This window comes from Pontivivens nitratireducens (assembly GCF_014235845.1).
In the GTDB taxonomy this organism is placed as follows: domain Bacteria; phylum Pseudomonadota; class Alphaproteobacteria; order Rhodobacterales; family Rhodobacteraceae; genus Pontivivens; species Pontivivens nitratireducens.
Map to the genome: position 1 here is coordinate 1 of NZ_JACJUQ010000017.1, position 24,502 is coordinate 24,502.

Here is a 24,502-nt window from a genome sequence, read left to right on the forward strand (position 1 = left end):
CAGTTCTACTTCCGCACGACGGACGTGACCGGCACGGTGATCCTTCCCGAGGGCACCGAGATGGTGATGCCTGGCGATAACCTGAAGTTCGACGTGGAGCTGATCCAGCCGATCGCGATGGAAGAGAAGCTGCGCTTCGCCATCCGCGAAGGCGGCCGCACCGTCGGCGCTGGCGTCGTCTCCAAAATCCACGAGTAAGCATACTCGTCGACCCGAATTGTGGCCGGGGATGACCCCGGCCACGCTCTTTGAACACGTTGATGAATGAGGCGACCCCAATGAACGGTCAGAACATTCGCATCCGGCTCAAGGCCTTCGATTACCGCGTACTGGATGCCAGCACGCAGGAAATCGTCTCTACGGCCAAGCGCACAGGTGCAACGGTCCGCGGTCCTATCCCGCTGCCGAACAAGATTGAGAAGTTTACCGTTCTTCGCGGTCCCCACGTGGACAAGAAGAGCCGTGAACAGTTTGAGATCCGCACGCACAAGCGCCTGCTGGATATCGTCGATCCGACACCCCAGACGGTGGACGCGCTGATGAAGCTCGACCTCGCCGCTGGTGTGGACGTTGAAATCAAGCTCTGAGGGGGCGAAAATGTTGCGTTCCGGAGTAATCGCTAAGAAACTGGGCATGACCCGGTTGTTCATGGAAGACGGACGGCAGATCCCTGTCACCGTGCTTCAGATGGATGGATGTCAGGTCGTCGCACAGCGCACCGCGGATCGGGACGGCTACACTGCCGTTCAGCTCGGCGTCGGCAATGTGAAGGCGAAGAACGTCAGCCAGCCCATGCGGGGTCACTTCGCCGTTGCGAAGGTCGAGCCCAAGCGCAAGCTGGCCGAATTCCGCGTCAGCGAAGACAACATGATCGGTGTCGGTGAGGAAATCACCGCGGATCATTACTTCGCTGGTCAATATGTGGACGTTGCCGGCACCTCGATCGGTAAGGGTTTTGCAGGTGCGATGAAGCGCCACAACTTCGGCGGCCTGCGGGCGTCGCATGGTGTGTCCGTTTCCCACCGTTCGCACGGCTCCACCGGTCAGTGTCAGGATCCGGGCAAGGTCTTCAAGGGCAAGAAGATGGCCGGTCACATGGGTTCCGCCCGCGTGACGACCCAGAACCTGGAAGTCATCAAGACCGACAGCGACCGTGGCCTGATCATGGTCAAGGGCGCGGTTCCGGGCTCCAAGGGTGGCTGGGTGACGATCAAGGATGCGGTGAAAAAGCCGCTGCCCGAGAACGTGATCCTTCCCGCCGCGCTGAAGTCCGCCGCCGAGGAAGCCGCGAAGGCCGCAGCCGAGGCAGAAGCCGCAGCAGCAGCCGAGGCAGAAGCAGCCGCAGCGGCAGCCGCCGCTGAGGAGCAGGCCGCGATCGAAGCAGCCGAGGCGGAAGCCGCGACTGAGGACGCCGCACCTGAAGAAGGGGGTGAGGACAAATGAAACTCGACGTAATCAACCTCGATGCCGGTTCGGCAGGCTCGATCGAGCTGGACGATTCCGTCTTCGGGCTGGAGCCGCGCGCAGACATTCTGCACCGCATGGTTCGTTGGCAGCGTGCACGTGCCCAGCAGGGTACGCACTCGGTCAAGGGTCGTTCGGAGGTCAGCTACTCGACCAAGAAGATCTATCGTCAGAAGGGCACCGGCGGCGCACGTCACGGTTCCCGCAAGGCTCCGATCTTCCGCAAGGGTGGTGTCTACAAGGGTCCGACCCCGCGCAGCCACGGTCACGATCTGACCAAGAAGTTCCGCAAGCTGGGCCTGCGTCACGCGCTCAGCGCCAAGATGACGGCCGGTGAGCTGGTCGTGATCGAAAGCGCGGCAATGACGGAAGCGAAGACGGCCGAGCTGTCCAAGCGTCTGAACAAGCTGGGCTGGAAGCGCGCGCTGATCATCGACGGAGCGGACGTGGACGACAACTTCGCCCGCGCAGCGCGCAACATTGAAACCCTCGACGTTCTGCCGAGCATCGGTGCCAACGTGTACGATATCCTCAAGAAGGATACGCTGGTTCTGACCAAAGCGGGCGTCGAAGCACTGGAGGCTCGACTGAAATGAGCGCCAAGGCAGAACTCTACGACGTGATTCGTCGTCCGATCATCACGGAAAAAAGCTCGCTGGCCTCCGAGGCCAATGCGGTGGTTTTCGAAGTGGCGATCGACGCGAACAAGCCCCAGATCAAGGAAGCGGTCGAAGGTTTGTTCAACGTCAAGGTGAAGGCGGTCAACACCACCGTCACCAAAGGCAAGGTCAAGCGGTTCCGCGGTCGCCTCGGCACCCGCAAGGACGTGAAGAAGGCATATGTGACGTTGGAGGAAGGTAATTCTATCGACGTCAGCACTGGCCTCTGAGTTGGACCTCTGCTAGAGAGCAACGACTCACGGCCCTCGCCCATGCGGCGGGGGCCGTGCAATTTTCAAGACGAAGCAAACGGATGACAGCAAGATGGCATTGAAGTCGTATAAGCCGACAACGCCTGGCCAGCGCGGGCTGGTTCTGATCGACCGTTCGGAGCTTTGGAAAGGTCGCCCCGTCAAGTCCCTCACCGAGGGTCTGACGAAGAACGGCGGCCGGAACAATACCGGACGGATCACCATGCGCCGCAAGGGCGGCGGGGCGAAGCGTCTCTACCGGATCGTGGATTTCAAGCGTCGCAAGTTCGACGTGTCCGCGGCAGTGGAGCGGATCGAGTATGATCCCAACCGGACGGCGTTCATCGCCCTCCTGAAATACACCGATGGTGAGCAGGCCTACGTGCTTGCACCGCAGCGCCTCGCCGTTGGCGATATGGTCGTCGCGGGTGAGAAGGTCGACGTGAAGCCGGGCAATGCGATGCCCTTCACCGGCATGCCCATCGGTACGATCGTTCATAACATCGAGTTGAAGCCGGGCAAGGGCGGTCAGATCGCACGTGCTGCGGGCTCCTACGCTCAGTTCGTCGGTCGTGACGGTGGCTACGCGCAGTTGCGCCTGTCCTCGGGCGAGCTGCGCCTGGTGCGTCAGGAATGCATGGCGACGGTGGGTGCGGTTTCCAACCCCGACCACTCGAACCAGAACCTGGGTAAAGCGGGCCGCAACCGGCACAAGGGCATCCGTCCTTCTGTCCGTGGTGTCGTCATGAACCCGATCGATCACCCGCATGGTGGTGGTGAAGGCCGGACTTCGGGTGGTCGTCACCCGGTGACCCCGTGGGGCAAGCCGACCAAGGGTGCACGCACCCGCACCAACAAAACGACTGACAAGTATATCTTGCGGTCGCGCCACCAGCGTAAGAAATAAGGAGGCCTGACACATGGCACGTTCAGTCTGGAAAGGCCCGTTCGTCGATTCCTACGTTCTCAAGAAAGCTGAGAAATCGCGGGAATCCGGTCGCAATGAGGTCATCAAGATCTGGTCCCGTCGTTCGACGATCCTGCCCCAATTCGTGGGTCTGACCTTCGGCGTCTACAATGGCAAGAAGCACATCCCGGTCAACGTGACCGAGGATATGATCGGCCAGAAATTCGGTGAGTATTCGCCCACGCGGACCTATTACGGTCACGCGGCGGACAAGAAAGCGAAGCGGAAGTAATCATGGGACAGACAAAGAACCCCCGCCGCGCCGCGGATAACGAGGCGATCGCGATCAGCTCGATGTTGCGCACCTCGCCGCAGAAGCTCAACCTTGTGGCTCAGATGATCCGGAACAAGCCCGTCGACAAGGCGCTGGTCGATCTGACCTTCTCCAAGAAGCGGATCGCGGCAGATGTGAAGAAATGCCTTCAGTCCGCCATCGCCAACGCCGAGAACAACCACGGTCTCGACGTGGACGAACTGGTCGTTGCTGAGGCATATGTTGGCAAGACGATGGTCATGAAGCGCGGACGTCCGCGGGCACGTGGCCGCTTCGGCAAGATCCTGAAGCCGTTCAGCCAGGTCACGATCAAGGTTCGCCAGGTCGGCGCAGTCGAGGAGCAAGCCTAATGGGAAATAAAATCAACCCAATCGGTCTGCGCCTGCAGATCAACCGTACTTGGGACAGCCGCTGGTATGCGGATACGAAGGATTACGGTGGGCTTCTTCACGAAGACATCAAGATCCGTGAGTATATCCACAAGAACCAGAATCAGGCTGGCATCAGCCGGATCATCATCGAGCGTCCTCACCGCAAGTGCCGCGTGACCATCCATGCCGCGCGGCCTGGTGTGATCATCGGTAAAAAAGGTGCTGACATCGAGACGCTGCGCAAGGAACTTGCGAAGCTGACCGACAGCGAACTGCACCTGAACATCGTCGAGGTCCGCAAGCCGGAGATCGACGCGCGTCTGGTCGCGGAGAACATCGCCCAGCAGCTTGAGCGTCGTGTTTCGTTCCGTCGTGCGCTGAAGCGTGCGGTTCAGAACGCCATGCGCATGGGTGCCCTGGGCATCCGGATCAACGCAGCGGGTCGTCTGGGCGGCGCGGAGATCGCGCGGACCGAATGGTATCGTGAGGGCCGCGTGCCCCTGCACACCCTGCGGGCCGATATCGATTACGCACATGTCGAGGGCAAGACTGCCTACGGCATCATCGGCATCAAGGTCTGGATCTTCAAAGGTGAGATCATGGATCACGATCCGTCCGCGCGTGATCGTCGTCACGAAGAACTGCAATCCGGTGGCCGCCCTGGTGGTCGTCCCGGCGGTCGCGACCGCTGAGCCGCGTGAAGGAGAGAACACATGCTTTCGCCAAAGCGCACGAAATTTCGTAAGCAGTTCAAGGGCCGCATTCATGGCAATGCCAAGGGTGGCTCCGAGCTGAACTTCGGCCAGTTCGGTCTGAAGGCAACGACGCCAGAGCGCGTCACCGCCCGTCAGATCGAGGCAGCCCGTCGTGCCATGACGCGCCACATGAAGCGTCAGGGCCGGGTCTGGATCCGCATCTTCCCCGACGTGCCCGTCACGTCGAAGCCCACCGAAGTCCGGATGGGTAAGGGTAAGGGTTCGGTCGATTACTGGGCAGCCAAGGTCAAGCCGGGCCGCGTCATGTTCGAGATCGACGGTGTTTCCGAGCCGATCGCACGCGAGGCCCTGCGCCTTGCCGCGATGAAGCTGCCGGTCAAATGCCGCTTCATCGAGCGTGAAGACTGGTAAAAGATTGGGCCCGCTTTTGCGGCGGGCCCAACTGAGACTATATTAGCGACTTGCCAATATAGATGTTCATCGCTGCGTCACGCGATCCAACATGCTCTTTTCCTTTAAGAACATCAGACACACGGCCAGGATTCGTACCTAGCATTGCGGCGATAACGTGTGTGTGTGTGCCCCTAAATCGCAGTAGCCATACGGCTTTAGCTTCACGAAAAGTTAGGCTGGTGCGGCGAAATCTGATACGATTCAAATCCAGATCGCTCAGATAGGTTTCGATTGACATAAACATACTCCATATGGGTGTCATCGGATAGGGACGCGGGTTGCACCCCGCGTCCCACATATTACTCGTTTCTTATGCCAAATGCGAATCCACATTCGGCGCCTAAGTCGTTGATTTTTATCGTCTAAAATTTCCGCGAATTCTTTTCTGTAGAACAAAACACAAATACGAGCCATTTATCGGCAAGTTTCCGCCTTAAAACTGTCGCTCGCTGTAACATGATCACAGTCTTGACTCTATCTAGATTCTCGCTTGCCAATACGCCCATTCCCCCCTATTGCGACCACTCAATCATTGAATCCACCGGAATCAGTGTCACCCGATTTTGGGCACTCCGGTGATGTTTGAAAGGAAGACGGCATGAACGCCGCTGAATTGCGAGACAAGACGCCTGACCAGCTGAAGGATCAGCTCGTCGCGCTGAAGAAGGAGGCCTTCAACCTCCGCTTCCAGGGGGCCACGGGCCAGTTGGAAAACACCGCACGTATCCGCACCGTCCGTCGTGACGTCGCGCGCGTGAAGACCGTATTGAATCAGAAAGCCGCTGCCGCGGCTGGCGAGGAGTGATCGATGCCTAAGCGTATTCTCTCTGGCGTCGTGACCAGCGACAAGAACGAGCAGACCATCACCGTACAGGTTGGCCGCTCGACCACGCACCCGCTGTTTCACAAGGTGATCCGTTCGTCCAAGAAGTACCGGGCGCACGACGAGAACAACACGTACAAGGTCGGCGATGCGGTTCGCATCATCGAATGTGCGCCGCGTTCGAAGACGAAACGTTGGGAAGTTCTGGAAGACGCAGCCGCGTCCGCCGAATAACCGACATCAACGAAACCGTGGGGATAATCCCCACAGGTCGGGAGACAACCTATGATTCAGGTAGAGACAAACCTGGATGTTGCTGACAACTCCGGCGCGCGCCGGGTTCAGTGCATCAAGGTTCTCGGCGGGTCCAAGCGTAAGTACGCTTCCGTCGGCGACATCATTGTCGTGTCCGTGAAAGAGGCGATTCCTCGGGGCCGTGTAAAGAAGGGTGACGTCCGCAAGGCCGTCGTCGTTCGCACAGCCAAGGAAGTTCGTCGCGAGGACGGTACGGCTATCCGTTTTGACCGCAACGCCGCGGTGATCTTGAACACGGCAGGCGAGCCCGTCGGCACCCGGATCTTCGGACCGGTTGTGCGTGAGCTTCGCGCCAAAAACTTCATGAAGATCATCTCGCTCGCCCCGGAGGTGCTGTAAGATGGCTGCCAAACTCCGCAAAGGCGACAAGGTCGTCGTGCTTGCCGGCAAGGACAAGGGCCGCGAGGGTGAGATCACCCAAGTGATGCCGCAGGCCGGCAAGGCTGTCGTTTCCGGCATCAACGTCGCGATCCGCCACACCCGTCAAACGCAGGACACGCAGGGCGGCCGCATCTCGAAAGAGGCGCCGATCCAGCTGAGCAACCTCGCGCTCGTCGATCCCAAGGATGGTGGCGCAACCCGCGTCGGCTTCCGTATGGAAGACGGCAAGAAGGTGCGTTTCGCAAAGAAATCCGGGGAGACGATCAATGCTTGATGCAGCGACTTACACCCCGCGTCTCAAGACGCTGTACCGTGACACCATCCGTGCGGCCTTGAAGGAAGAGTTTTCCTACAAGAACGACATGATGATCCCTCGTCTGGACAAGATCGTCCTGAACATGGGTGTTGGTGAGGCGGTTGCCGACTCCAAGAAGATCAAGGCAGCGCATGACGATCTGATGAAGATCGCAGGTCAGAAGCCGGTCATCACCAAGGCCAAGAAATCCATCGCGGGTTTCAAGGTTCGTGAAGAGATGCCCCTGGGTGTCAAGGTCACGATCCGTGGCGACCGCATGTATGACTTCATGGACCGTCTCGTGAACGTGGCTCTGCCGCGCGTGCGCGACTTCCGTGGCGTTTCCGGCAAGAGCTTCGACGGTCGTGGCAACTATGCCATGGGCCTGAAAGAGCACATCGTGTTCCCCGAGATCAACTTCGACCAGGTCGATCAGATGTGGGGAATGGATATCGTGATTTGCACCAACGCAAAGACCGATGCCGAAGCCAGAGCGCTGTTGAAGCAATTCAACATGCCCTTCACCAGCTGAGCCGCGGAGACAAGATATGGCGAAGAAATCCATGATCGAGCGGCAAAAGAAGCGCGAGCGTCTCGTTGCCAAATATGCCGATAAGCGTGCGGAGCTGAAAGCCCGTGCAAATGATGAGTCCCTGGATCGCTCCGAGCGGTTCAAGGCGCGTATGGAGCTTGCAAAGCTGCCGCGCAACTCGTCGCCCACCCGTCTCAACAACCGCTGCGAAATTACCGGTCGCCCGCGCGCTTACTATCGTAAGCTGCGGATGAGCCGGATCGCGCTGCGGGATTATGCCTCGATCGGGCAGATCCCCGGCATGGTTAAGTCCAGCTGGTAAGGAGGATTTGATATGTCTATGAACGATCCTCTCGGCGATATGCTGACCCGCATTCGCAACGCGCAGATGCGTGGCAAGACCTCCGTGGTTTCGCCCGCGTCCAAGGTTCGCGCCTGGGTGCTCGACGTTCTGGTTGCCGAGGGCTATGTCCGCGGCTACGAGGCGATTACCGGTGCAGACGGCCATCCGGCCCTGCGCATCGAGCTGAAATATTTCGACGGCGCCCCGGTCATCCGGGAACTGAAGCGCGTTTCGACCCCCGGTCGTCGCGTGTATTCGGGCGTCAAGGAAATTCCGCAGGTCCGTCAGGGCCTCGGCGTGGCCATCGTTTCCACCCCGCGTGGCGTTATGTCCGACGCGCAGGCACGTTCCGCCAATGTTGGTGGCGAAGTGCTCTGCACCGTATTTTAAGGAAGGGTAGACAATGTCTCGTATCGGGAAAAAACCGATCGACCTTCCCGGTGGCGTCAGCGCTACCGTTTCGGGTCAGACGATCGAAGTAAAGGGGCCGAAAGGCGTCCGTTCCTTCACCGCAACCGACGATGTCGATTTGCGGATCGAGGAGAACGCCGTTTCTGTTATGCCGCGTGGCAAGTCCAAGCGCGCACGGCAGCAGTGGGGAATGTCCCGGACCCAGGTTGCGAACCTGGTGCAGGGTGTCACCACCGGTTTCAAGAAAGAACTCGAAATCAACGGCGTTGGTTATCGTGCCGCAGTTCAGGGCAAGGTCCTGAAACTGTCGCTCGGCTACAGCCACGACGTGGACTTCGAGATCCCCGAGGGTGTTACGGTTACGGCCTCCAAGCCGACCGAACTCACCGTTGAGGGGTCCGATCAGCAATTGGTCGGGCAGGTCGCGGCAAATATCCGCGAATGGCGCAAACCCGAACCTTACAAGGGTAAAGGCATCAAATACAAAGATGAATTTATCTTCCGTAAGGAAGGCAAGAAGAAGTAAGGAGCGTTTCACATGGCAAATTCCAAACGTGATCTGTTCCAGAAGCGCCGCCTGCGCGTCCGGAACAAACTGCGGAAGACGGCGAATGGCCGTCCCCGCCTGAGCGTCCACCGCTCGTCCAAGAACATCTCGGTGCAGATCATCGACGACGTTCAGGGCGTGACCCTCGCATCCGCCTCCACGTTGGAGCCGGGTCTGGGTGTCGTGGGCAAGAATAACGTCGAAGCGTCCGCGAAGGTTGGCGCCGCGATTGCCGAGCGGGCGAAGGAAAAGGGCGTCGAAACCGTCTATTTCGACCGTGGTGGCTTCCTGTTCCACGGGAAAGTCAAGGCACTCGCGGATGCTGCCCGCGAGGGCGGCCTGAAGTTCTGAGGAGGCGATAATGGCACGTGAAGACAATCGCCGGGGCGGTCGCGATCGCGACGAGAACCCGGAATTCGCCGATCGCCTCGTTGCGATCAATCGGGTTTCCAAGACGGTGAAGGGTGGTAAGCGCTTCGGCTTTGCAGCTCTCGTCGTTGTAGGGGATCAGAAGGGCCGCGTCGGCTTCGGCAAGGGCAAGGCACGGGAAGTTCCCGAGGCCATCCGCAAGGCCACGGAGAGCGCCAAGCGCTCGATGATCCGTGTGCCCCTGCGTGAGGGTCGGACGCTGCACCACGACATGCAGGGCCGTCATGGCGCTGGCAAGGTCGTGATGCGGACCGCTCCTCAGGGTACCGGCATCATCGCCGGCGGCCCGATGCGCGCCGTGTTCGAGATGTTGGGAATTCAGGACGTGGTGGCGAAATCCACCGGGTCGCAGAACCCCTACAACATGATCCGCGCCACGCTGGACGGTTTGACCAAGGAGTCCTCTCCACGTCAGGTCGCGCAGCGTCGTGGCAAGAAGGTCGGGGATATCCTGGGCAATCCCGACGCAGCTCCGGCTGACGTCGAAGAGACGGTGGAGGCATAAGACATGGCTACCATCGTCATCAAGCAGATCGGCTCCCCGATCCGCCGCCCCAAGGATCAGCTCGCCACCCTCAAGGGTCTGGGCCTGAACAAGATGCACAAGACCCGCGAACTGGAGGATACTCCTTCGGTACGCGGCATGATCGCGAAACTCCCCCACATGGTGGAGATCGTCGAAGAGAAGGCGTGAGCTTTCCGCTTTTTTGTGCAGCATTAGAAAGCCCCGGTATTTACTGGGGCTTTTTTTCGTTTGATGATGATGGAATTCAGTGGTTCTAGGCGAGGAGCGGGCGATTGGCCAAGTGCATCTATTGCAAAAAAGGCGGATGGTTTCAGCAGGTTTCTAGCATCGGCTTTTGTGATGCATGTGAATATGAGCATAAACCTAGATTGGCCGACTCCATTCGGATCCTATTGTCGTCCCAAGAGATTATTGACCGAAGCAAAAAGGCCGATACGAAATTGTCGCGTATTAGCGACGCACGAAGACATTGTTTGATTTTGAAAGACTTTGAAACGAAGGGAATCTCAACGATTACTCCTGCTCCATCTGAGACCTTAAAGCAAATTGATAGGGTCGAGAGAGAGGTAATTCAAAGCGAGATTTCGGACGCAATTTTTGTGGCAAACCAGAAGGCGGAAGATGGCAATACGGATGCGGCAAAACTTGGCGGCTTCAACAAGGGCATTGATCGCCTGACAAAGCTAATGGACTACGGTGAAGACGTTTCTGAGACAGAGCGAGCGATATCTCGCTTAAGATCAGGACGAGACAGTCTGCGGGCCGAATTGCTCCGGCGCAAAGCTGAGACATGGGTTGCAAAGGGTAAGCATGCGAAAGCTGTAGACGTGTTAATTGAGGCGATAATGGCTTTGCGGCACGACTCTACACCGGACAGGGAGCAAGCTAGCATCCTTAATGCACTTCAAGATAGGATCGTTGAATTGGGGGGGGCACCACCGAAGTAGCCGCATCTTATCGAAGGCTGCTTGCTAGTTGGGAAGTTGGCCTCTATACGGCGCTAGTCGCATATAAAGCGACGAATCTGGCAACGCCGTGGTCCCCGTTTCTCGCTCGGTGGGCGTATCCGGCAATAGGAGAGCGACATGAAACTCAATGAACTGCGCGACAATCCCGGCGCAACGAAATCCAAGAAGCGCATCGGGCGCGGCCCCGGCTCCGGCAAGGGCAAGATGGGTGGCCGTGGTATCAAGGGTCAGAAATCCCGCTCGGGTGTGGCGATCAATGGCTACGAGGGTGGCCAGATGCCGCTCTACCAGCGTCTGCCCAAGCGCGGCTTCAACGTGCCGAACCCCAAGAAATACGCCGTCATCAACATCGGCCTGATCCAGAAGTTCGCTGATGCGGGCAAGCTGGACATCAAGGCAGACATTGATGAGGATGCACTGATTGCCTCCGGTCTGGTGCGTCGCAAGCTGGACGGTGTGCGCGTTCTGGCAAAGGGCGAGATCTCGTCCGCCGTCAAGCTGCACGTGACCGGCGCCTCCAAGGGTGCGGTCGAGGCGATCGAGAAGGCTGGCGGCTCCGTGACGATCACGGCTGCGGCAGCGGACGAAGCGTCGGCGGAATGAAGGTTGTGGGGGCGTGCTGCGCCCTCTACATCTACCACTGAACTTTCGCGCCGCCTGAGCCATCCCGGTTCGGCGGCGCAATCATGGAGGGGCCACAGATGGCATCCGCAGCGGAACAGATGGCCGCGAACATGAGCTGGAGCACCTTTGGCAAGGCCAAGGAGCTGCAACAGCGCATCCTGTTCGCCCTCGCACTTCTCATCGTCTATCGCATCGGGACATATATTCCGGTTCCCGGCATCGACACGGTACAGCTTCGCGAATTCTTCGAAAGTGCGCAGTCCGGGCTGGGCGGCATGGTGAACATGTTCACCGGCGGCGCGATCAGCCGGATGGCGGTCTTCTCGCTGGGGATCATGCCGTATATCTCGGCCTCGATCATCGTTCAGTTGCTCACCTCGATGTGGCCGCGACTGGAACAGATCAAGAAGGAGGGTGAGCAGGGGCGTCGCAAGATCAACCAGTACACCCGCTACGGCACCGTCCTGCTGGCGCTGTTCCAGGGCTACGGCATCGCTGTTGGGCTGGAATCCGGTGGGCTTGCGCTCGATCCGGGCTGGTTCTTCCGCGCGTCGACCGTCATCACCCTGGTCGGCGGCACGATGTTCCTGATGTGGCTGGGCGAGCAGATTACCGCCCGCGGGATCGGCAACGGGATCTCGCTGATCATCTTCGTCGGCATCATCGCGGAGCTTCCCGCCGCTCTTGCCCAGTTTTTCGAAGCGGGCCGGACCGGCGCCATCAGCGCGGGTGTCGTCATCGGGGTGATCATCATGGCTGTTGTCGTGATCGCCTTCGTGGTGTTCATGGAACGGGCGCTGCGCAAGGTTCACATTCAGTATCCGCGCCGCCAGGTCGGAAACAAGATGTATGGCGGTGAGTCCTCTCATCTGCCGATCAAGCTGAACCCGGCTGGCGTGATTCCCGCGATCTTTGCTTCATCGCTGCTGTTGCTGCCGCAGACGGTGGCTACGTTCTCCGCCGGTGGTGGTTCGGGCGTGCTGAGCTACATTTCCGCCTATCTGGGGCGTGGACAACCGCTCAACCTGCTGTTCTTCGGCGGGATGATCGTGTTTTTCGCGTATTTCTACACGGCGAACGTGGCGTTCAAGACAGAGGATGTCGCGGACAACCTCAAGAAACAGGGCGGGTTCGTGCCCGGTCTGCGTCCCGGCAAGCGAACTGCCGAATATCTGGATTATGTCGTGTCGCGCCTGCTCGTCATCGGCTCCGCCTATCTGGTCGCCGTTTGCCTGCTGCCTGAGCTGCTGATCTCGCAACTGGCGGTTCCGTTCTACTTCGGCGGTACGTCGTTGCTGATCGTCGTGTCCGTCTCAATGGATACGGTCAGTCAGATTCAAAGCCACATGCTTGCCCATCAATACGAAAGCCTCATTGAAAAATCGAAGCTGGGTGGTAAAGGTACGCGCAAGAAAAAAACACTGGGACGCCACTGATGAACATAATTTTGCTTGGACCGCCAGGCGCGGGCAAGGGCACGCAGGCCCGAACTCTCGTCGAGGAACGTGGACTGGTGCAGCTTTCGACCGGGGACATGTTGCGGGCGGCCAAAAGCTCCGGCACCGAAATGGGCAACCGCGTGGCCGAGGTCATGGCGCGTGGCGATCTGGTCACGGATGAAATCGTCATCGGCTTGATCGAGGAACGTCTCACCGCGGATGAGGGCGGCAACGGCTTTATCTTCGACGGGTTCCCGCGCACATTGGCGCAGGCCGACGCCCTGGGTGAGCTGTTGGAGAAGCAGGGTCAGACTTTGCAGGCTGTGATCGAGATGCGCGTGAACGACGACGCTCTCGTTGCGCGGGTCACGGGGCGCGCAACCTGCGCGACCTGTGGTGAGGTCTATCACGATCAGACCCGGCCGATCCCCGAGGATGGCAAATGTGTGAAGTGTGGCGGTACGGAATTTACCCGGCGCGCGGATGACAACGAAGACGCCATGCGCAACCGGCTCCTGACATATTACCGCGAGACGTCGCCGCTGATCGGGTATTACTATGCCCACGGCAAGCTGCGCTCGATCGACGGGCTGGGTGCGATAGATGAGGTCAAGGCGCGTGTAGATGGCGCGTTGAGCGCCTGATCCCTTTGTCTGTAACTTCGGCATTGACGTGCGGGGAAGGTCCGCTATAAAGCGCGCCTTCCCCCTGAGTGGGAGAATCAGATTCCACGGAATCTTTCTATCGGACCATCGGCAATCATGACGGTGGTCCTTCGTTGTGAAAAAAGGTTCTGGGATCACGGAACCGCAACCGGACTGGAGAATATCCTTGGCGCGTATTGCAGGCGTTAACATCCCGACGAACAAGCAGGTGCAGATCGCTCTCACCTACGTACACGGCATTGGCCGTTCTTCCGCAGTTGAGATTTGCGAAGCGACCGGCATTGCGCCGACGACGCGCGTCAACGATCTCAGCGATGCGGATGCCCTGAAACTGCGTGAGCACATCGACGCGAACTTCACCGTCGAGGGTGATCTTCGTCGTGAAAACTCGATGAACGTGAAGCGTCTGATGGATCTGGGCTGCTATCGCGGCCTGCGTCATCGTCGCGGTCTGCCCGTGCGCGGTCAGCGGACCCACACGAATGCCCGCACCCGCAAAGGCCCCGCGAAGGCCATTGCCGGCAAGAAGAAATAAGGAGGCTTAGACATGGCTCGTGAAAAAGTACGCGCGAAGAAAAAAGTCTCCAAGAACATCTCGGCAGGCGTCGCGCACGTGAACTCTTCGTTCAACAACACGAAGATCCTGATCTCCGACGCGCAGGGCAATGCGATTGCATGGTCCTCGTCGGGCACCATGGGCTTCAAGGGATCGCGCAAATCGACCCCTTACGCCGCTCAGGTTGCTGCCGAGGATGCCGGCCGCAAGGCGCAGGAGCATGGAATGCGCACGCTCGACGTCGAAGTGCAGGGTCCCGGCTCCGGTCGTGAAAGCGCACTGCGCGCCTTGGCTGCCGTTGGCTTCACCATCACGGCGATCCGTGACGTGACCCCGATGGCACATAATGGCTGCCGTCCGCCGAAGCGTCGCCGCGTCTGATCCGCGACACTATCGAATCTGGGGTGCGTGCAGGCAGGACCTGCCCGCACTCCAACCCGTTTGAAGCCAGCATTGCGATGGATGACTTCGAACTTGGTGAATCCCTCGGGCGTTCCCGGCAAAGGATCCGGCAGGGAACTGGTATGGAGGATATTAGATGATCCACAAGAACTGGCAGGCGCTCATCCGCCCCTCCGGGCTCGACATCAAGCCGGGCAACGATCCCAAGCGCTTTGCGACGGCATCGGCAGAACCGCTGGAGCGTGGCTTCGGCCTGACGCTGGGCAACGCTCTGCGTCGCGTGCTGATGAGCTCGCTTCAGGGTGCCGCGATCACATCCGTGCAAATCGACGGCGTTCTGCATGAATTCTCGTCCGTGGCCGGCGTTCGGGAAGACGTGACAGACATTGTTCTGAACCTCAAGGGCGTTGCCCTCTCGATGGAAGTGGACGGACCCAAGCGTCTGTCGATCTCCGCCAAGGGACCGGGTCTGGTGACGGGCGCAGACATTTCCGAGAGTGCGGGAATCGAGGTTCTGAACAAGGACCACGTGATCTGTCACCTCGACGATGGTGCCTCCGTCTACATGGAATTGACGGTCGAAAACGGCAAGGGCTACGTCGCGGCGGACAAGAACCGCCCCGAGGATGCTCCGATCGGCCTGATCTCCGTCGATGCGCTGTTCTCCCCGGTGCGCAAGGTCAGCTACAAGGTGGAGCCGACCCGCGAGGGGCAGGTGCTCGACTATGACAAGCTGACCCTGAGCGTCGAAACCGACGGTTCGATTTCCCCTGATGATGCGATCGCCTATGCGGCCCGCATTCTTCAGGACCAGCTCAACGTCTTCGTCAACTTCGACGAGCCCGAGGCCGCAACGCGCGCCGAGGAAGAGGACGATCTGGAGTTCAACCCGCTTCTGCTCAAGAAAGTGGACGAGTTGGAACTGTCCGTCCGTTCCGCGAACTGCCTGAAGAACGACAACATTGTCTATATCGGCGATCTGATCCAGAAGACCGAGGCGGAAATGTTGCGCACGCCGAACTTTGGCCGCAAATCCTTGAACGAGATCAAGGAAGTGTTGACCGGAATGGGCCTGCATCTGGGCATGGACATCGTCGATTGGCCGCCTGAGAACATCGAGGATCTGGCCAAGAAGTACGAAGACCAATTCTGATCGGTTAACCGATCAGAATTGCCCCGGACCCGATCCGGCGCGTGGCACTGACATCGCGAGCGGCCCCGGACCAGGTCCGGGGCAGGTCGCTAGAATACACCACTGGGCAATCACGCCCCAAGGAGAGCGGCCACCACGCATGGACCGCCGGACAAAGCATAAAAGTATAGAAGGAATAGAAATATGCGTCACGGTAATGGCTACCGCAAACTCAACCGGACCCACGAGCACCGCAAGGCGATGTTCGCGAACATGGCTGTGTCCCTGATCGAGCATGAGCAGATCAAGACCACCCTGCCTAAGGCGAAGGAACTGAAGCGGATCATCGACAAGCTGATCACGCTGGGCAAGAAGGGCGACCTGCACGGTCGTCGTCTGGCCCACGCTCAGCTGAAGCAGGATCACGCCGTCGCGAAGCTGATGGACATCCTCGGACCGCGTTACGCCGACCGCAACGGTGGTTACGCGCGTGTTCTGAAGGCCGGTTTCCGCTATGGTGACATGGCTCCGATGGCGATCATCGAGCTGGTTGATCGCGACACCTCCGCGAAAGGTGCCGGTGATAAGGCGCGTGTCGCCGCCGAGGATGCCGCCGCCGAGTAAGGCCGACCGCACCCTTCGACATTCCAAACCCCGGCCATTGTGCCGGGGTTTTTCGTTCCGGTTCTCGCAAGTGGCGGCAACCAGGTGGCGGCAACGGCATCAAATCCGAATTTGCGCATTCTCTTTCGCAGGACTATCTGCTGGTCATGGCTGATCTGTTCGACACCTCCACGCCCGCAGGACGGGACATGCCGCGTCCGCTGGCGGATCGTATGCGCCCTGCGACCTTGGCCGAGGTGATTGGTCAGGATCACGCATTGGGGCCGCAGGGTCCGCTGGGCGCGATGCTTGCGGCGGGCAATCTCGGCTCCGTTATTTTCTGGGGGCCTCCGGGCGTGGGGAAGACCACGATCGCGCGGCTTCTGGCGGCGGAAACGGATCTGAGTTTCGTGCAGATCAGCGCCATTTTCACAGGCGTCCCCGATTTACGCAAAATCTTTGAAGCGGCGAAGATTCGGCGCGCCAATGGCGGCGGCACCCTGCTGTTCGTCGATGAAATCCATCGGTTCAACAAGGCTCAGCAGGACGGGTTCCTGCCGCATATGGAGGACGGCACGATCGTGCTGGTCGGGGCCACGACCGAGAATCCAAGTTTCGAACTGAATTCCGCTTTGTTGAGCCGGGCACAGGTCATCACGCTCAAACGGCTCGATCTGACGGCTTTGGAACGGATTTTGCAACGGGTGGAGAAATCCGACGGGGCCTTGCCATTGGACGGCCCCGCGCGTGAGGCGCTGACCGAAATGGCCGATGGCGACGGACGGGCCTTGCTCAACCTGGCTGAGCAGGTGCTGAGTTGGGGGGCCAGTGAGCCGGTGGGCATTGAGGCCCTGACATCGCGTTTGACCCGCCGCGCAAGCAAATACGACAAGTCGGGCGAGGAGCATTACAATCTGATTTCTGCTCTGCACAAATCGGTGCGCGGCTCGGACCCGGATGCGGCGCTGTACTGGCTGGGGCGAATGCTTCAGGGGGGCGAGGAGCCGCGTTATCTGGCCCGCCGGATCACCCGTATGGCGGTGGAAGATATCGGCCTGGCCGATCCGCAGGCGCAGGCGGTGTGCCTGCAAGGCTGGGACACCTATGAACGGTTGGGAAGCCCCGAGGGCGAACTGGCACTGGCGCAGGCGGTGATCTACCTCGCGCTCGCGCCGAAATCCAATGCGGGATACAGTGCCTACAAGGCGGCGATGGCCTCGGCCAAGGCTCACGGCTCCGAACCGCCGCCCAAACATATCCTCAACGCCCCGACACGTCTGATGAAGGATGAGGGCTATGGGGCCGGCTATGCCTACGATCACGATGCGGAGGATGGCTTCTCGGGTCAGGACTACTTCCCCGAAACGATGCGACGCGGGGTGTATTACGTACCGGTTGAGCGTGGTGCAGAACGTGAGCTGAAAAAGCGGGTCGAGTATTTCGCTAAATTGCGGGCCCGCCGGAACGAGGCGGAGTGAATGGGCGCGCTCTTGAAGTTTCGCCTGTCTCAAGCGTAGACAGGCGCATGAACATTTCAGTGATATCATCATGATCTGGGTGGTCGCCCTGGGCGGTGCGATCGGCGCGGCCTTGCGTTATCTGGCGGGTCGGTTGGCGATCCGTGTCGGGCTGTCCGATTTTGCGACTGTGACGCTGGGCGTGAACGTGCTGGGCTCCTTCCTCATGGGGGTTGCGGCGATCTGGCTTGTCCGGCGCGGGGTTGGCAATGCGCAGGTATCGCTGTTTCTGACCACGGGCCTGCTGGGCGGGTTCACCACATTTTCCACATTCTCCCTCGATCTGATGCGCCTGATCGAAGAGGGCCGTTTCGGACTGGCGGGGGGCTATGCGATGGCAAGTGTCCTGCTGGGCGTAGGGGCGATATTCGCGGGCGCAGCGGTAGCAAGGACGATCTTCACATGAGCGGCGTACAGACCATAACCTTGGATGCGGAGGCGGAAGGTCAGCGTCTGGATCGCTGGATCCGAAAGAGTTTCCCCCAGATTACGCAAGGACGCATCGAGAAGATGTGCCGCAAGGGTGAGGTGCGCCTGGATGGTGGGCGGGTGAAATCCAATTCGCGCCTGGCCGAGGGGCAGGTGCTGCGTCTGCCGCCACTGCCTGACGCGAACGCCCCCGCGGTGCATACGCGCCCGCAGATCAGCGATGCCGACGCACAGATGATCCGCGATGCGGTGATGTGGAAGGATGAGCACGTGATCGTGCTGAACAAGCCTGCCGGTCTGGCGGTTCAGGGCGGATCGGGGCAGACGCGCCATATCGACGGCATGGCGGATGCGATCCGGTTCGACGCGGACACGCCGCCACGTCTGGTTCATCGGCTGGATCGTGACACATCGGGCGTTCTGATCATGGCCCGCACCGGTCGCGCCGCTGCTGCGCTCGCCCGTGGGTTTCAGGCCCGACGCACGCGAAAGATCTACTGGGCCGTCGTGGCGGGAATGCCCAATCCACGGGCGGGAACCATCCATTACGGTCTGGTCAAGTCCGGCGGGCACGGCCCCAATGGCGCGGGTGAGAAGATGATCGCGGTCCATCCCAATCAGGTGAACACGACCGAGGGCGCGAAGCGGGCCGTCTCCGATTACATGGTGATGGAGGGGGCGGGGCAGCGCGCCGCCTGGGTCGCGCTCAGCCCGATCACCGGGCGCACGCACCAATTGCGCGTTCACATGGCGGAAATCGGCCATCCAATCATCGGCGACGGCAAGTATGGCGGCAACAGTCAGACGAATGAGGGCGACGGCTGGGGCGCGCAGCTGGGCGGTGCAATCAGTCGCAAACTGCACTTGCACGCCCGCTCCGTCTTTATCCAGCACCCGGTCGATGGCTCCGCCCTCAGCTTTACCGCGCCCCTGTCCGAGCATATGGCCCGCACATGGGACACGTTCGGATGGGAGACGAAGGGCGTCGCGGGGGATCCGTTCGAGGAACTGGAATGAAGCTGGCGATATTCGACATGGACGGCACCTTGATCGATTCACAGGCGTTGATCGTTGGGGCGATGGTTTCGGCCTTTCAACGGTTGGACATGCTGCCCCCGACCCGCGCGGATATACTGTCCATCGTAGGGTTGAGCCTGCCGCAGGCGATGGATCGCCTGGCACCGGCTAATGTTACACCCGATGCGATTGCTGCTCTGGTCGATGCCTATCGCACGGCTTTCATCGCGTTGCGCGCTGAAACGGGTGGGGAGGCGTCGGTGCCGCTTTACCCCGGTGCGCTCGATGCGCTGGGGGCACTGGCAGCGCAGGGATGGTTGCTGGGCGTGGCCACGGGCAAGGCGCGACGTGGGGTCGATCATGTCTTTGCCGCGCACGGTCTGGGGCACTTCTTCAGCACGGTCCAGACCGCTGACGGGCATCCGTCGAAGCCGCACCCCTCGATGATCGAAACGGCGCTGTTCGAAACAGGTGTCGCGCCATCGGATGCGATCATGATCGGCGACACGACGTTCGATATCGAAATGGGCTGCGCTGCAGGCGTGCGCAGCATCGGCGTCACCTGGGGGTATCACCCCGAGGCGCAGCTACGGCAGGCGGGGGCCTCCGACATTCTGACACATTTTGACGAACTGGTGCCGTTGCTGACATGAGCGAGTGGAAGAAGAAACGTTTCTGGGGCGATGCCTCCGTCACGCGCGTCGAGGATGGTTTTTCGGTCGCGTTGGACGGACGTGCGATCCGCACTCCGGGCAAATCCCCACTGATCGTGCCGACCGCCGCGCTGGCGCAGGGCATAGCAGACGAATGGCAGGCGCAGGTGGACGTGATCGTTCCCAACACCATGCCCCTGACCCGCGCGGCAAATTCGACCATAGACAAGGTCGTGCCCCAGCGTTCGGCAATCGTGGACATGCTCGTCGAATACGGCGATACGGATTTGCTGTGCTACCGGGCGGATGGGCCGGACAGTCTGGTTCAGGAACAGGCGCAACACTGGGAGCCTCATCTGGAGTGGGCCGAACAGCATCTGCGCGCGCCCCTGCTGCGCATCGTCGGTCTGGTTCCCCGCCCCCAGCCGGTCACGTCGCTGTCCGTTCTGCGCGAGGCGACGGAGGCACTGGACCCCTTCAGCCTGACAGCATTTCATGACTTCGTGACGCTGCCCGGCAGCCTCGTTCTGGGCTTTGCCTTGCTGGAAGGGCGCATCGACCCGGATGAGGCGGTGCGCCTCTCCGAGTTGGACGCCCTCTGGCAGGAGCGGTTCTGGGGCGCGGATGACGAGGCCGTGGAGAACCGCGCGCGCAAGGCCACGGCCCTTGGGCATGCATACCATTTTCTAAAATTGACTCGGGAGAGAACCGTATGATCCTTCACGTCGACAAGGCAGAAGACCTCGCCAGTCGCGAAACCATCGCATCAATGAGCGGCCTGGAATTCATCCAGGCGATCCAGAGGGGGGAGCTTCCCGCGCCGCCCATCAGCAAGACGCTGGATTACTGGATGGAAGAAGCCGTCGAGGGCAAGGTGACCTTTCGCGGAAAGCCGTCCTTCAAGGCGATGAACCCCATCGGCACGATCCACGGCGGCTGGTTCGGAACGCTTCTGGACAGTTGCATGGCCTGCGCGGTGCAGACGATGCTACCCGTCGGGCTGGGCTATACGACGCTGGAATACAAGGTGAACGTCATTCGGCCGCTGTTTTCCGATTCCGACGAAGTGCTGGCCATAGGGGAGGCGAGCCATGTCGGTCGCCGTACCGGCATTGCGGAGGGGCGTATCGTCGGCGCGCAGGATGGCAAGCTTTATGCCACGGCTTCGACCACCTGTATGGTGTTCTCACTCTGAAGCGGGCGGCGGCAGGAACCCGTAGGACGACAGGATTTCCTGCGCCGCATCGCTGAGGAGGTATTCAGCGAAATCCGCCCCGCGCGGGGTCAGTACCAGGGCCTCGTAGGTGATCGGATCGTGGCTTCTTGAATCGATGCGATCCACCTGAAGATCGGGATATTCAATCGCATCGGTCGCATAGACGATGCCGTGCGGGGCGTGCCCCCGCACCACCCAACCCAGCGCATCCCGCACGTTCGTGGCCAGGATCAGGCGACCTTCCAGATCACTCCAATCGCCGGAATGAACCAGGCTTTGCCGTGCATATTGTCCCGCCGGCACGGCGTCAGGATCGGCCAGTGCAATCCGCCCCGATCCGGTTCGGGCTGTGAGGGCAGGGTTCGGTTCGGTCCCGATCCATACCAGGGCATTGCTGGCAATGGTGCGCGATTGCGTGCCCAGATCCTGATCGGTCAACCAAGTGACCCAGGCTGTGTTCGCACTGATATACAGGTCAGCAGGTACGCCCTGTTGAATCTGGCGCGCCAACACACCGCTGCCGGCATGTACCGCCTGAATTTCGCTGCCGGGGCTGCGTGTCGCATAGTCGTTGGCCAGCGTGCCGATCACCTCGGACATGGATGCCGCGACCAGTACGCGAACTGATTCGGCCCGTGCGGGAGACACCATCGTCAGCACGGCGGCGAAGAGGGCTGATTTGAACCGGCGAAAGGTCATGCTGCGGGTGACTTTCAACTAAATGGTAAAAATTTTTCCCTGCGAATTCATCGAAGCGTCATCACAGGACGGCGGGGTTCACAAGTGCAGAACGCGGGCTCGCGATATTGAGACAACAGGGCTGACCTATCATTTCTCGTGATGGCGACCAGTGCGAACCATGGTCAGTGATGTGGCTGGTATGGCTGATCCGTCTGTGGGTTGTGTCACGCCTGTGTAAATCCTGCACACGCTTAGCGTGAATTATATGCCGCGAATTTCGCGGTATTTCGCGCCGCCAGCCCAGTTGTGTCAGAGAAGCTGACATAATTGGCGCTTGCACACGTGCCCTTGACGACTGCCGCTCGCCTTGTCCACACTTTGGTTCGGCCCCAAGGGCTGCAAACACATCCCGGCCAAAGGTCGGCTCCCGTTGTATTGGGCAGCGGGCTACCCAGGGAAGAGGTATTCTATGACAAAATCCGTATTCTTCGGCGCACTTGCAACAGCAGGCCTGCTTGCAGGTGCTGCATCCGCACAGACGCTGGCGGAAGTTCAGGAACGCGACACGCTGCGCTGCGGCGTGACGACAGGTCTCGTGGGCTTCGCCGCTCCGAATGAGGAAGGTGAGTGGGAAGGCTTCGACGTCGCCATCTGTCGCGCAGTCGCAGCCGCGGTTCTGGGCGATGGCTCGAAGGTCGAGTTCATCCCGACGACCGGCTCCACACGCTTCACGGCGCTTGCATCCGGCGAAATCGATCTGCTGGCGCGTAACACCACCTGGACGTTCTCGCGCGATGTCGATCTCGAATTCGAATTCGCCGGTGTGAACTACTATGACGGTCAGGGCTTCCTGGTTCGCAAGGATCTGGGCGTGACCTCGGCGAACGAACTGGACGGCGCGACCGTCTGCATCCAGACCGGCACCACGACCGAGCTCAACCTCGCCGATTTCTTCCGTGCGAACGACATGTCCTACGAGCCGGTTCCGATCGAGACCAACGCAGAGGCACAGCAGCAGTACCTGGCAAACGCGTGTGACGTCTACACGACCGACGCATCCGGCCTGGCTGCAACCCGCGCCTCGTTCGAAAACCCCGGCGACCACATGCTGCTGCCCGAGATTATCTCCAAGGAGCCGCTCGGCCCGCTCGTTCGTCACGGCGACAACGCATGGGGTGATATCGCGCGCTGGACGCTGAACGCACTGATCGCTGCCGAGGAACTGGGCGTCACCTCCGAGAACCTCGAAGAGATGGCCGCAGGCACCGACAACCCCGAGATCAACCGTCTGCTGGGAAGCGAAGGCAACCTGGGTGAGATGCTCGGCCTGTCCTCCGACTGGGCCGTCAACGCGATTTCCGCCGGCGGCAACTACGGTGAGATCTTCGAGGACAACATCGGCGCAGACACAGCGATCGGCCTTGATCGTGGCCTGAACGCACAGTGGACCAATGGCGGCCTGCTCTACAGCCCGCCGTTCCGTTGATCTGAACGACCTGGAGGGGCGCGCCATTGGCGCGCCCCTCAACTATTGGGGGACCGTGGCGGGAACCACCGGCGACAGACCGGGGCATCGCTCGTAACCAATCGCTCCCATTGAGGAGCTTACCAGGGAAGAGGGGCGGGTATGACCGCGATGACCGACACGCAGTCTGACCAAGGGTTTCATCCCAGTCAGCTGATCTACGATACCAGATACCGTTCCATAACGATCCAGATCATCGCACTGATCTGCGTTCTCGCCGGATTTGGATGGCTCATCAACAATGCTGTCACGAATCTCGCGGCCGCCGGACAGGATTTCAATTTCGACTTCCTGGGCAATGTCGCCGGTTACGACATCAACCAGAAAATCATCGATTACGACAGCCAGATGACGCATGGCCGGGCCACTCTCGTGGGGCTGCTCAACACGCTGCTCGTGGCCGTTCTGGGCTGCATCACCTGTACGGTGATCGGTGTCACGATGGGTGTCCTGCGGTTGAGCAACAACTGGATCGTGCAAAAGCTCGCCACCGTCTATGTCGAGGGATTCCGCAACGTGCCGGTTCTGCTGTGGATCGTTCTGACCATGGGCGTGATGATCAAGTTGCCACCGGATCCGCGCGCGTTTCGCAGCGGCGATGCGTCCATGATCCTGTGGGACAGTGTCGCGATTACCAACCGCGGCGTCTATGTTCCGCGCATTATCTATGAGGCCGGTTCCTCAATCGTGGTCGGTGTGCTGATCCTCTCGATTATCGGCATCTTCGCGTTCCGCCGTCTGGCGCGCAAACGGCAGGAGGCGACGGGGGCGATTCTGCCGGTGTTCTGGGTCAGCCTCGGCCTGCTCTTCATTCCCGTGATCATCGCGCAGTTCGTGATGGGGTCGCCGGTCAGTCTGCAAAACCCGTATTTCCGGGGATTCAACTTTACCGATGGTGTGCATCTGCGGAACTCACTGATCGCGCTCTGGCTGGCCTTGTCGCTATATACCGGGGCGTTCGTCGCGGAAAACGTCCGGGCGGGTATCCTTGCCGTCAGCAAGGGACAGACCGAGGCGGCGGCGGCGCTGGGCATTCGTCCGCGCCGGATCATGAACCTCGTCGTGCTGCCGCAGGCGATGCGCGTGATCGTTCCGCCCATGATCTCGAACTACCTGAACCTGACCAAGAACTCGTCGCTGGCTCTGGCGATCGGCTACATGGATCTGACGGGTACGTTGGGTAACATCACCCGCAACCAGACCGGGCGGGAGATGGAATGCGTTCTGTTGTTGATGGGCATCTACCTGATCCTGTCGCTGGGCATCTCGAGCCTCGGCAATCTGTACAACAATTCCGTCAAGCTGAAGGAGCGCTGAG

General features: G+C 60.1%; 38 protein-coding genes. 37 read left to right on the forward strand and 1 reads right to left on the reverse strand.

Features of this window, described 5'->3' with window-relative positions; all coding sequences use genetic code 11:
• The 35 genes from H1S03_RS14740 to H1S03_RS14915 all read left to right on the forward strand — a co-directional run.
• Positions 1 to 198 (forward strand): EF-Tu C-terminal domain-related protein (locus tag H1S03_RS14740; RefSeq protein ID WP_488260097.1); only part of this gene is annotated, 198 nt, incomplete at its 5' end.
• An 80-nt stretch (positions 199 to 278) separates the two neighbouring features.
• Positions 279 to 587 (forward strand): 30S ribosomal protein S10, encoded by a 309-nt coding sequence (gene rpsJ / locus H1S03_RS14745; RefSeq protein WP_097930436.1) that lies wholly within the window; start codon positions 279 to 281, stop codon positions 585 to 587.
• Positions 588 to 597: 10 nt separating this feature from the next.
• Entirely contained in the window at positions 598 to 1,443 is an 846-nt protein-coding gene (gene rplC / locus H1S03_RS14750; protein WP_166189209.1) for a 50S ribosomal protein L3, read from the forward strand.
• Entirely contained in the window at positions 1,440 to 2,060 is a 621-nt protein-coding gene (gene rplD, locus H1S03_RS14755) for a 50S ribosomal protein L4 (RefSeq protein ID WP_166189212.1), read from the forward strand. The genes rplC and rplD overlap by 4 nt, the downstream gene beginning before the upstream one ends.
• Entirely contained in the window at positions 2,057 to 2,353 is a 297-nt protein-coding gene (locus tag H1S03_RS14760) for a 50S ribosomal protein L23 (RefSeq protein WP_166189214.1), read from the forward strand. Before rplD ends, H1S03_RS14760 begins: the two co-directional genes overlap by 4 nt.
• A 94-nt stretch (positions 2,354 to 2,447) precedes the next feature.
• The gene (rplB, locus tag H1S03_RS14765; RefSeq protein ID WP_166189216.1) at positions 2,448 to 3,281 is read left to right on the forward strand and encodes a 50S ribosomal protein L2; all 834 of its coding nucleotides are present in this window, start codon (positions 2,448 to 2,450) and stop codon (positions 3,279 to 3,281) included.
• Positions 3,282 to 3,294: 13 nt separating this feature from the next.
• Entirely contained in the window at positions 3,295 to 3,573 is a 279-nt protein-coding gene (gene rpsS, locus H1S03_RS14770) for a 30S ribosomal protein S19 (protein ID WP_097930426.1), read from the forward strand.
• Positions 3,574 to 3,575: 2 nt separating this feature from the next.
• The gene (rplV, locus tag H1S03_RS14775; protein ID WP_166189218.1) at positions 3,576 to 3,965 is read left to right on the forward strand and encodes a 50S ribosomal protein L22; all 390 of its coding nucleotides are present in this window, start codon (positions 3,576 to 3,578) and stop codon (positions 3,963 to 3,965) included.
• The gene (rpsC, locus tag H1S03_RS14780; protein WP_166189221.1) at positions 3,965 to 4,678 is read left to right on the forward strand and encodes a 30S ribosomal protein S3; all 714 of its coding nucleotides are present in this window, start codon (positions 3,965 to 3,967) and stop codon (positions 4,676 to 4,678) included. The genes rplV and rpsC overlap by 1 nt, the downstream gene beginning before the upstream one ends.
• Positions 4,679 to 4,699: 21 nt before the next feature.
• Positions 4,700 to 5,113 carry a 50S ribosomal protein L16 gene (gene rplP, locus H1S03_RS14785; RefSeq protein ID WP_166189223.1) on the forward strand — a complete coding sequence of 138 codons (414 nt, stop codon included), beginning with the start codon at positions 4,700 to 4,702 and terminating at the stop codon, positions 5,111 to 5,113.
• A 640-nt stretch (positions 5,114 to 5,753) separates the two neighbouring features.
• Entirely contained in the window at positions 5,754 to 5,960 is a 207-nt protein-coding gene (gene rpmC, locus H1S03_RS14795; RefSeq protein ID WP_166189225.1) for a 50S ribosomal protein L29, read from the forward strand.
• Positions 5,961 to 5,963: 3 nt separating this feature from the next.
• The gene (rpsQ, locus tag H1S03_RS14800; RefSeq protein WP_166189227.1) at positions 5,964 to 6,212 is read left to right on the forward strand and encodes a 30S ribosomal protein S17; all 249 of its coding nucleotides are present in this window, start codon (positions 5,964 to 5,966) and stop codon (positions 6,210 to 6,212) included.
• 51 nt (positions 6,213 to 6,263) lie between these two features.
• Positions 6,264 to 6,632 (forward strand): 50S ribosomal protein L14, encoded by a 369-nt coding sequence (rplN, locus tag H1S03_RS14805; RefSeq protein ID WP_166189230.1) that lies wholly within the window; start codon positions 6,264 to 6,266, stop codon positions 6,630 to 6,632.
• A 1-nt stretch (position 6,633) separates the two neighbouring features.
• A complete protein-coding gene (gene rplX / locus H1S03_RS14810) occupies positions 6,634 to 6,948 on the forward strand; it encodes a 50S ribosomal protein L24 (protein ID WP_166189232.1) in 315 nt (104 codons plus the stop codon).
• Positions 6,941 to 7,501, forward strand: a complete 561-nt coding sequence (gene rplE, locus H1S03_RS14815; protein ID WP_166189234.1) for a 50S ribosomal protein L5 — start codon at positions 6,941 to 6,943, stop codon at positions 7,499 to 7,501. The genes rplX and rplE overlap by 8 nt, the downstream gene beginning before the upstream one ends.
• A gap of 16 nt (positions 7,502 to 7,517) precedes the next feature.
• Positions 7,518 to 7,823: a 30S ribosomal protein S14 gene (rpsN, locus tag H1S03_RS14820; protein WP_166189237.1), complete on the forward strand. Its 306-nt coding sequence runs from the start codon at positions 7,518 to 7,520 to the stop codon at positions 7,821 to 7,823.
• A 12-nt stretch (positions 7,824 to 7,835) separates the two neighbouring features.
• Positions 7,836 to 8,234, forward strand: a complete 399-nt coding sequence (gene rpsH / locus H1S03_RS14825) for a 30S ribosomal protein S8 (protein WP_185805079.1) — start codon at positions 7,836 to 7,838, stop codon at positions 8,232 to 8,234.
• Positions 8,235 to 8,247: 13 nt separating this feature from the next.
• Positions 8,248 to 8,781, forward strand: coding sequence for a 50S ribosomal protein L6 (gene rplF, locus H1S03_RS14830; RefSeq protein ID WP_185805080.1), 534 nt, complete (start codon positions 8,248 to 8,250; stop codon positions 8,779 to 8,781).
• A gap of 12 nt (positions 8,782 to 8,793) precedes the next feature.
• Complete coding sequence (rplR, locus tag H1S03_RS14835; RefSeq protein ID WP_166189242.1) at positions 8,794 to 9,153, forward strand: 50S ribosomal protein L18; 360 nt, start codon at positions 8,794 to 8,796, stop codon at positions 9,151 to 9,153.
• 10 nt (positions 9,154 to 9,163) lie between these two features.
• Positions 9,164 to 9,736 carry a 30S ribosomal protein S5 gene (rpsE, locus tag H1S03_RS14840; protein ID WP_166189244.1) on the forward strand — a complete coding sequence of 191 codons (573 nt, stop codon included), beginning with the start codon at positions 9,164 to 9,166 and terminating at the stop codon, positions 9,734 to 9,736.
• 3 nt (positions 9,737 to 9,739) lie between these two features.
• Positions 9,740 to 9,925, forward strand: a complete 186-nt coding sequence (gene rpmD / locus H1S03_RS14845; protein ID WP_166189246.1) for a 50S ribosomal protein L30 — start codon at positions 9,740 to 9,742, stop codon at positions 9,923 to 9,925.
• A 104-nt stretch (positions 9,926 to 10,029) separates the two neighbouring features.
• Entirely contained in the window at positions 10,030 to 10,704 is a 675-nt protein-coding gene (locus tag H1S03_RS14850; protein ID WP_185805081.1) for a hypothetical protein, read from the forward strand.
• Positions 10,705 to 10,842: 138 nt separating this feature from the next.
• Complete coding sequence (gene rplO / locus H1S03_RS14855) at positions 10,843 to 11,328, forward strand: 50S ribosomal protein L15 (RefSeq protein ID WP_185805082.1); 486 nt, start codon at positions 10,843 to 10,845, stop codon at positions 11,326 to 11,328.
• Between the two features lie 98 nt (positions 11,329 to 11,426).
• Positions 11,427 to 12,785, forward strand: coding sequence for a preprotein translocase subunit SecY (gene secY / locus H1S03_RS14860; protein WP_185805083.1), 1,359 nt, complete (start codon positions 11,427 to 11,429; stop codon positions 12,783 to 12,785).
• Positions 12,785 to 13,432: an adenylate kinase gene (locus tag H1S03_RS14865; RefSeq protein ID WP_185805084.1), complete on the forward strand. Its 648-nt coding sequence runs from the start codon at positions 12,785 to 12,787 to the stop codon at positions 13,430 to 13,432. Before secY ends, H1S03_RS14865 begins: the two co-directional genes overlap by 1 nt.
• Positions 13,433 to 13,619: 187 nt before the next feature.
• Complete coding sequence (rpsM, locus tag H1S03_RS14870; RefSeq protein ID WP_185805085.1) at positions 13,620 to 13,988, forward strand: 30S ribosomal protein S13; 369 nt, start codon at positions 13,620 to 13,622, stop codon at positions 13,986 to 13,988.
• A gap of 12 nt (positions 13,989 to 14,000) precedes the next feature.
• On the forward strand, positions 14,001 to 14,390 hold the full coding sequence (gene rpsK, locus H1S03_RS14875) for a 30S ribosomal protein S11 (RefSeq protein WP_166189259.1): 390 nt from the start codon (positions 14,001 to 14,003) through the stop codon (positions 14,388 to 14,390).
• A 157-nt stretch (positions 14,391 to 14,547) separates the two neighbouring features.
• The gene (locus H1S03_RS14880) at positions 14,548 to 15,564 is read left to right on the forward strand and encodes a DNA-directed RNA polymerase subunit alpha (RefSeq protein ID WP_166189261.1); all 1,017 of its coding nucleotides are present in this window, start codon (positions 14,548 to 14,550) and stop codon (positions 15,562 to 15,564) included.
• Between the two features lie 183 nt (positions 15,565 to 15,747).
• Positions 15,748 to 16,167, forward strand: a complete 420-nt coding sequence (gene rplQ / locus H1S03_RS14885; RefSeq protein ID WP_166189263.1) for a 50S ribosomal protein L17 — start codon at positions 15,748 to 15,750, stop codon at positions 16,165 to 16,167.
• 146 nt (positions 16,168 to 16,313) lie between these two features.
• Complete coding sequence (locus H1S03_RS14890) at positions 16,314 to 17,624, forward strand: replication-associated recombination protein A (protein ID WP_185805086.1); 1,311 nt, start codon at positions 16,314 to 16,316, stop codon at positions 17,622 to 17,624.
• A gap of 70 nt (positions 17,625 to 17,694) precedes the next feature.
• Positions 17,695 to 18,069: a fluoride efflux transporter CrcB gene (gene crcB / locus H1S03_RS14895; protein ID WP_185805087.1), complete on the forward strand. Its 375-nt coding sequence runs from the start codon at positions 17,695 to 17,697 to the stop codon at positions 18,067 to 18,069.
• Positions 18,066 to 19,109 carry an RluA family pseudouridine synthase gene (locus tag H1S03_RS14900; protein WP_166189270.1) on the forward strand — a complete coding sequence of 348 codons (1,044 nt, stop codon included), beginning with the start codon at positions 18,066 to 18,068 and terminating at the stop codon, positions 19,107 to 19,109. Before crcB ends, H1S03_RS14900 begins: the two co-directional genes overlap by 4 nt.
• Positions 19,106 to 19,762, forward strand: a complete 657-nt coding sequence (locus H1S03_RS14905; RefSeq protein WP_185805088.1) for an HAD-IA family hydrolase — start codon at positions 19,106 to 19,108, stop codon at positions 19,760 to 19,762. The genes H1S03_RS14900 and H1S03_RS14905 overlap by 4 nt, the downstream gene beginning before the upstream one ends.
• A complete protein-coding gene (locus tag H1S03_RS14910) occupies positions 19,759 to 20,478 on the forward strand; it encodes an ATP12 family chaperone protein (protein WP_185805089.1) in 720 nt (239 codons plus the stop codon). Before H1S03_RS14905 ends, H1S03_RS14910 begins: the two co-directional genes overlap by 4 nt.
• Positions 20,475 to 20,957: a PaaI family thioesterase gene (locus H1S03_RS14915; protein WP_166189277.1), complete on the forward strand. Its 483-nt coding sequence runs from the start codon at positions 20,475 to 20,477 to the stop codon at positions 20,955 to 20,957. Before H1S03_RS14910 ends, H1S03_RS14915 begins: the two co-directional genes overlap by 4 nt.
• Here the strand turns inward: H1S03_RS14915 and modA are convergent.
• Positions 20,949 to 21,677: a molybdate ABC transporter substrate-binding protein gene (modA, locus tag H1S03_RS14920; RefSeq protein ID WP_185805090.1), complete on the reverse strand. Its 729-nt coding sequence runs from the start codon at positions 21,675 to 21,677 to the stop codon at positions 20,949 to 20,951. The two genes, H1S03_RS14915 and modA, sit on opposite strands and share 9 nt — an antisense overlap.
• Before the next feature lie 451 nt (positions 21,678 to 22,128).
• Between modA and H1S03_RS14925 the strand changes: the two genes are divergently transcribed.
• Together H1S03_RS14925 and H1S03_RS14930 are read left to right on the forward strand one after the other, a co-directional pair.
• Complete coding sequence (locus H1S03_RS14925; protein WP_185805091.1) at positions 22,129 to 23,145, forward strand: amino acid ABC transporter substrate-binding protein; 1,017 nt, start codon at positions 22,129 to 22,131, stop codon at positions 23,143 to 23,145.
• Positions 23,146 to 23,286: 141 nt separating this feature from the next.
• Positions 23,287 to 24,501 carry an amino acid ABC transporter permease gene (locus H1S03_RS14930; RefSeq protein WP_185805092.1) on the forward strand — a complete coding sequence of 405 codons (1,215 nt, stop codon included), beginning with the start codon at positions 23,287 to 23,289 and terminating at the stop codon, positions 24,499 to 24,501.
• Position 24,502: the final 1 nt, after the last annotated feature.

Coding starts and splice junctions, on each gene's coding strand:
- H1S03_RS14880 (WP_166189261.1), top strand. CDS start 14,548: ATGATCCACAAGAACTGGCAGGCGCTCATCCGCCCCTCCGGGCTCGAC.
- rplE (WP_166189234.1), top strand. CDS start 6,941: ATGCTTGATGCAGCGACTTACACCCCGCGTCTCAAGACGCTGTACCGT.
- rplN (WP_166189230.1), top strand. CDS start 6,264: ATGATTCAGGTAGAGACAAACCTGGATGTTGCTGACAACTCCGGCGCG.
- rplF (WP_185805080.1), top strand. CDS start 8,248: ATGTCTCGTATCGGGAAAAAACCGATCGACCTTCCCGGTGGCGTCAGC.
- rplB (WP_166189216.1), top strand. CDS start 2,448: ATGGCATTGAAGTCGTATAAGCCGACAACGCCTGGCCAGCGCGGGCTG.
- rpmD (WP_166189246.1), top strand. CDS start 9,740: ATGGCTACCATCGTCATCAAGCAGATCGGCTCCCCGATCCGCCGCCCC.
- H1S03_RS14905 (WP_185805088.1), top strand. CDS start 19,106: ATGAAGCTGGCGATATTCGACATGGACGGCACCTTGATCGATTCACAG.
- rpsC (WP_166189221.1), top strand. CDS start 3,965: ATGGGAAATAAAATCAACCCAATCGGTCTGCGCCTGCAGATCAACCGT.
- rplQ (WP_166189263.1), top strand. CDS start 15,748: ATGCGTCACGGTAATGGCTACCGCAAACTCAACCGGACCCACGAGCAC.
- rplP (WP_166189223.1), top strand. CDS start 4,700: ATGCTTTCGCCAAAGCGCACGAAATTTCGTAAGCAGTTCAAGGGCCGC.
- rplD (WP_166189212.1), top strand. CDS start 1,440: ATGAAACTCGACGTAATCAACCTCGATGCCGGTTCGGCAGGCTCGATC.
- rpsJ (WP_097930436.1), top strand. CDS start 279: ATGAACGGTCAGAACATTCGCATCCGGCTCAAGGCCTTCGATTACCGC.
- crcB (WP_185805087.1), top strand. CDS start 17,695: ATGATCTGGGTGGTCGCCCTGGGCGGTGCGATCGGCGCGGCCTTGCGT.
- rpsQ (WP_166189227.1), top strand. CDS start 5,964: ATGCCTAAGCGTATTCTCTCTGGCGTCGTGACCAGCGACAAGAACGAG.
- rplV (WP_166189218.1), top strand. CDS start 3,576: ATGGGACAGACAAAGAACCCCCGCCGCGCCGCGGATAACGAGGCGATC.
- secY (WP_185805083.1), top strand. CDS start 11,427: ATGGCATCCGCAGCGGAACAGATGGCCGCGAACATGAGCTGGAGCACC.
- rpsK (WP_166189259.1), top strand. CDS start 14,001: ATGGCTCGTGAAAAAGTACGCGCGAAGAAAAAAGTCTCCAAGAACATC.
- H1S03_RS14910 (WP_185805089.1), top strand. CDS start 19,759: ATGAGCGAGTGGAAGAAGAAACGTTTCTGGGGCGATGCCTCCGTCACG.
- rpsH (WP_185805079.1), top strand. CDS start 7,836: ATGTCTATGAACGATCCTCTCGGCGATATGCTGACCCGCATTCGCAAC.
- H1S03_RS14865 (WP_185805084.1), top strand. CDS start 12,785: ATGAACATAATTTTGCTTGGACCGCCAGGCGCGGGCAAGGGCACGCAG.
- rpsE (WP_166189244.1), top strand. CDS start 9,164: ATGGCACGTGAAGACAATCGCCGGGGCGGTCGCGATCGCGACGAGAAC.
- rplC (WP_166189209.1), top strand. CDS start 598: ATGTTGCGTTCCGGAGTAATCGCTAAGAAACTGGGCATGACCCGGTTG.
- rplR (WP_166189242.1), top strand. CDS start 8,794: ATGGCAAATTCCAAACGTGATCTGTTCCAGAAGCGCCGCCTGCGCGTC.
- rplX (WP_166189232.1), top strand. CDS start 6,634: ATGGCTGCCAAACTCCGCAAAGGCGACAAGGTCGTCGTGCTTGCCGGC.
- H1S03_RS14900 (WP_166189270.1), top strand. CDS start 18,066: ATGAGCGGCGTACAGACCATAACCTTGGATGCGGAGGCGGAAGGTCAG.
- H1S03_RS14915 (WP_166189277.1), top strand. CDS start 20,475: ATGATCCTTCACGTCGACAAGGCAGAAGACCTCGCCAGTCGCGAAACC.
- rpmC (WP_166189225.1), top strand. CDS start 5,754: ATGAACGCCGCTGAATTGCGAGACAAGACGCCTGACCAGCTGAAGGAT.
- rpsN (WP_166189237.1), top strand. CDS start 7,518: ATGGCGAAGAAATCCATGATCGAGCGGCAAAAGAAGCGCGAGCGTCTC.
- H1S03_RS14890 (WP_185805086.1), top strand. CDS start 16,314: ATGGCTGATCTGTTCGACACCTCCACGCCCGCAGGACGGGACATGCCG.
- modA (WP_185805090.1), bottom strand. CDS start 21,677: ATGACCTTTCGCCGGTTCAAATCAGCCCTCTTCGCCGCCGTGCTGACG.
- H1S03_RS14760 (WP_166189214.1), top strand. CDS start 2,057: ATGAGCGCCAAGGCAGAACTCTACGACGTGATTCGTCGTCCGATCATC.
- rpsS (WP_097930426.1), top strand. CDS start 3,295: ATGGCACGTTCAGTCTGGAAAGGCCCGTTCGTCGATTCCTACGTTCTC.
- H1S03_RS14925 (WP_185805091.1), top strand. CDS start 22,129: ATGACAAAATCCGTATTCTTCGGCGCACTTGCAACAGCAGGCCTGCTT.
- H1S03_RS14930 (WP_185805092.1), top strand. CDS start 23,287: ATGACCGCGATGACCGACACGCAGTCTGACCAAGGGTTTCATCCCAGT.
- rplO (WP_185805082.1), top strand. CDS start 10,843: ATGAAACTCAATGAACTGCGCGACAATCCCGGCGCAACGAAATCCAAG.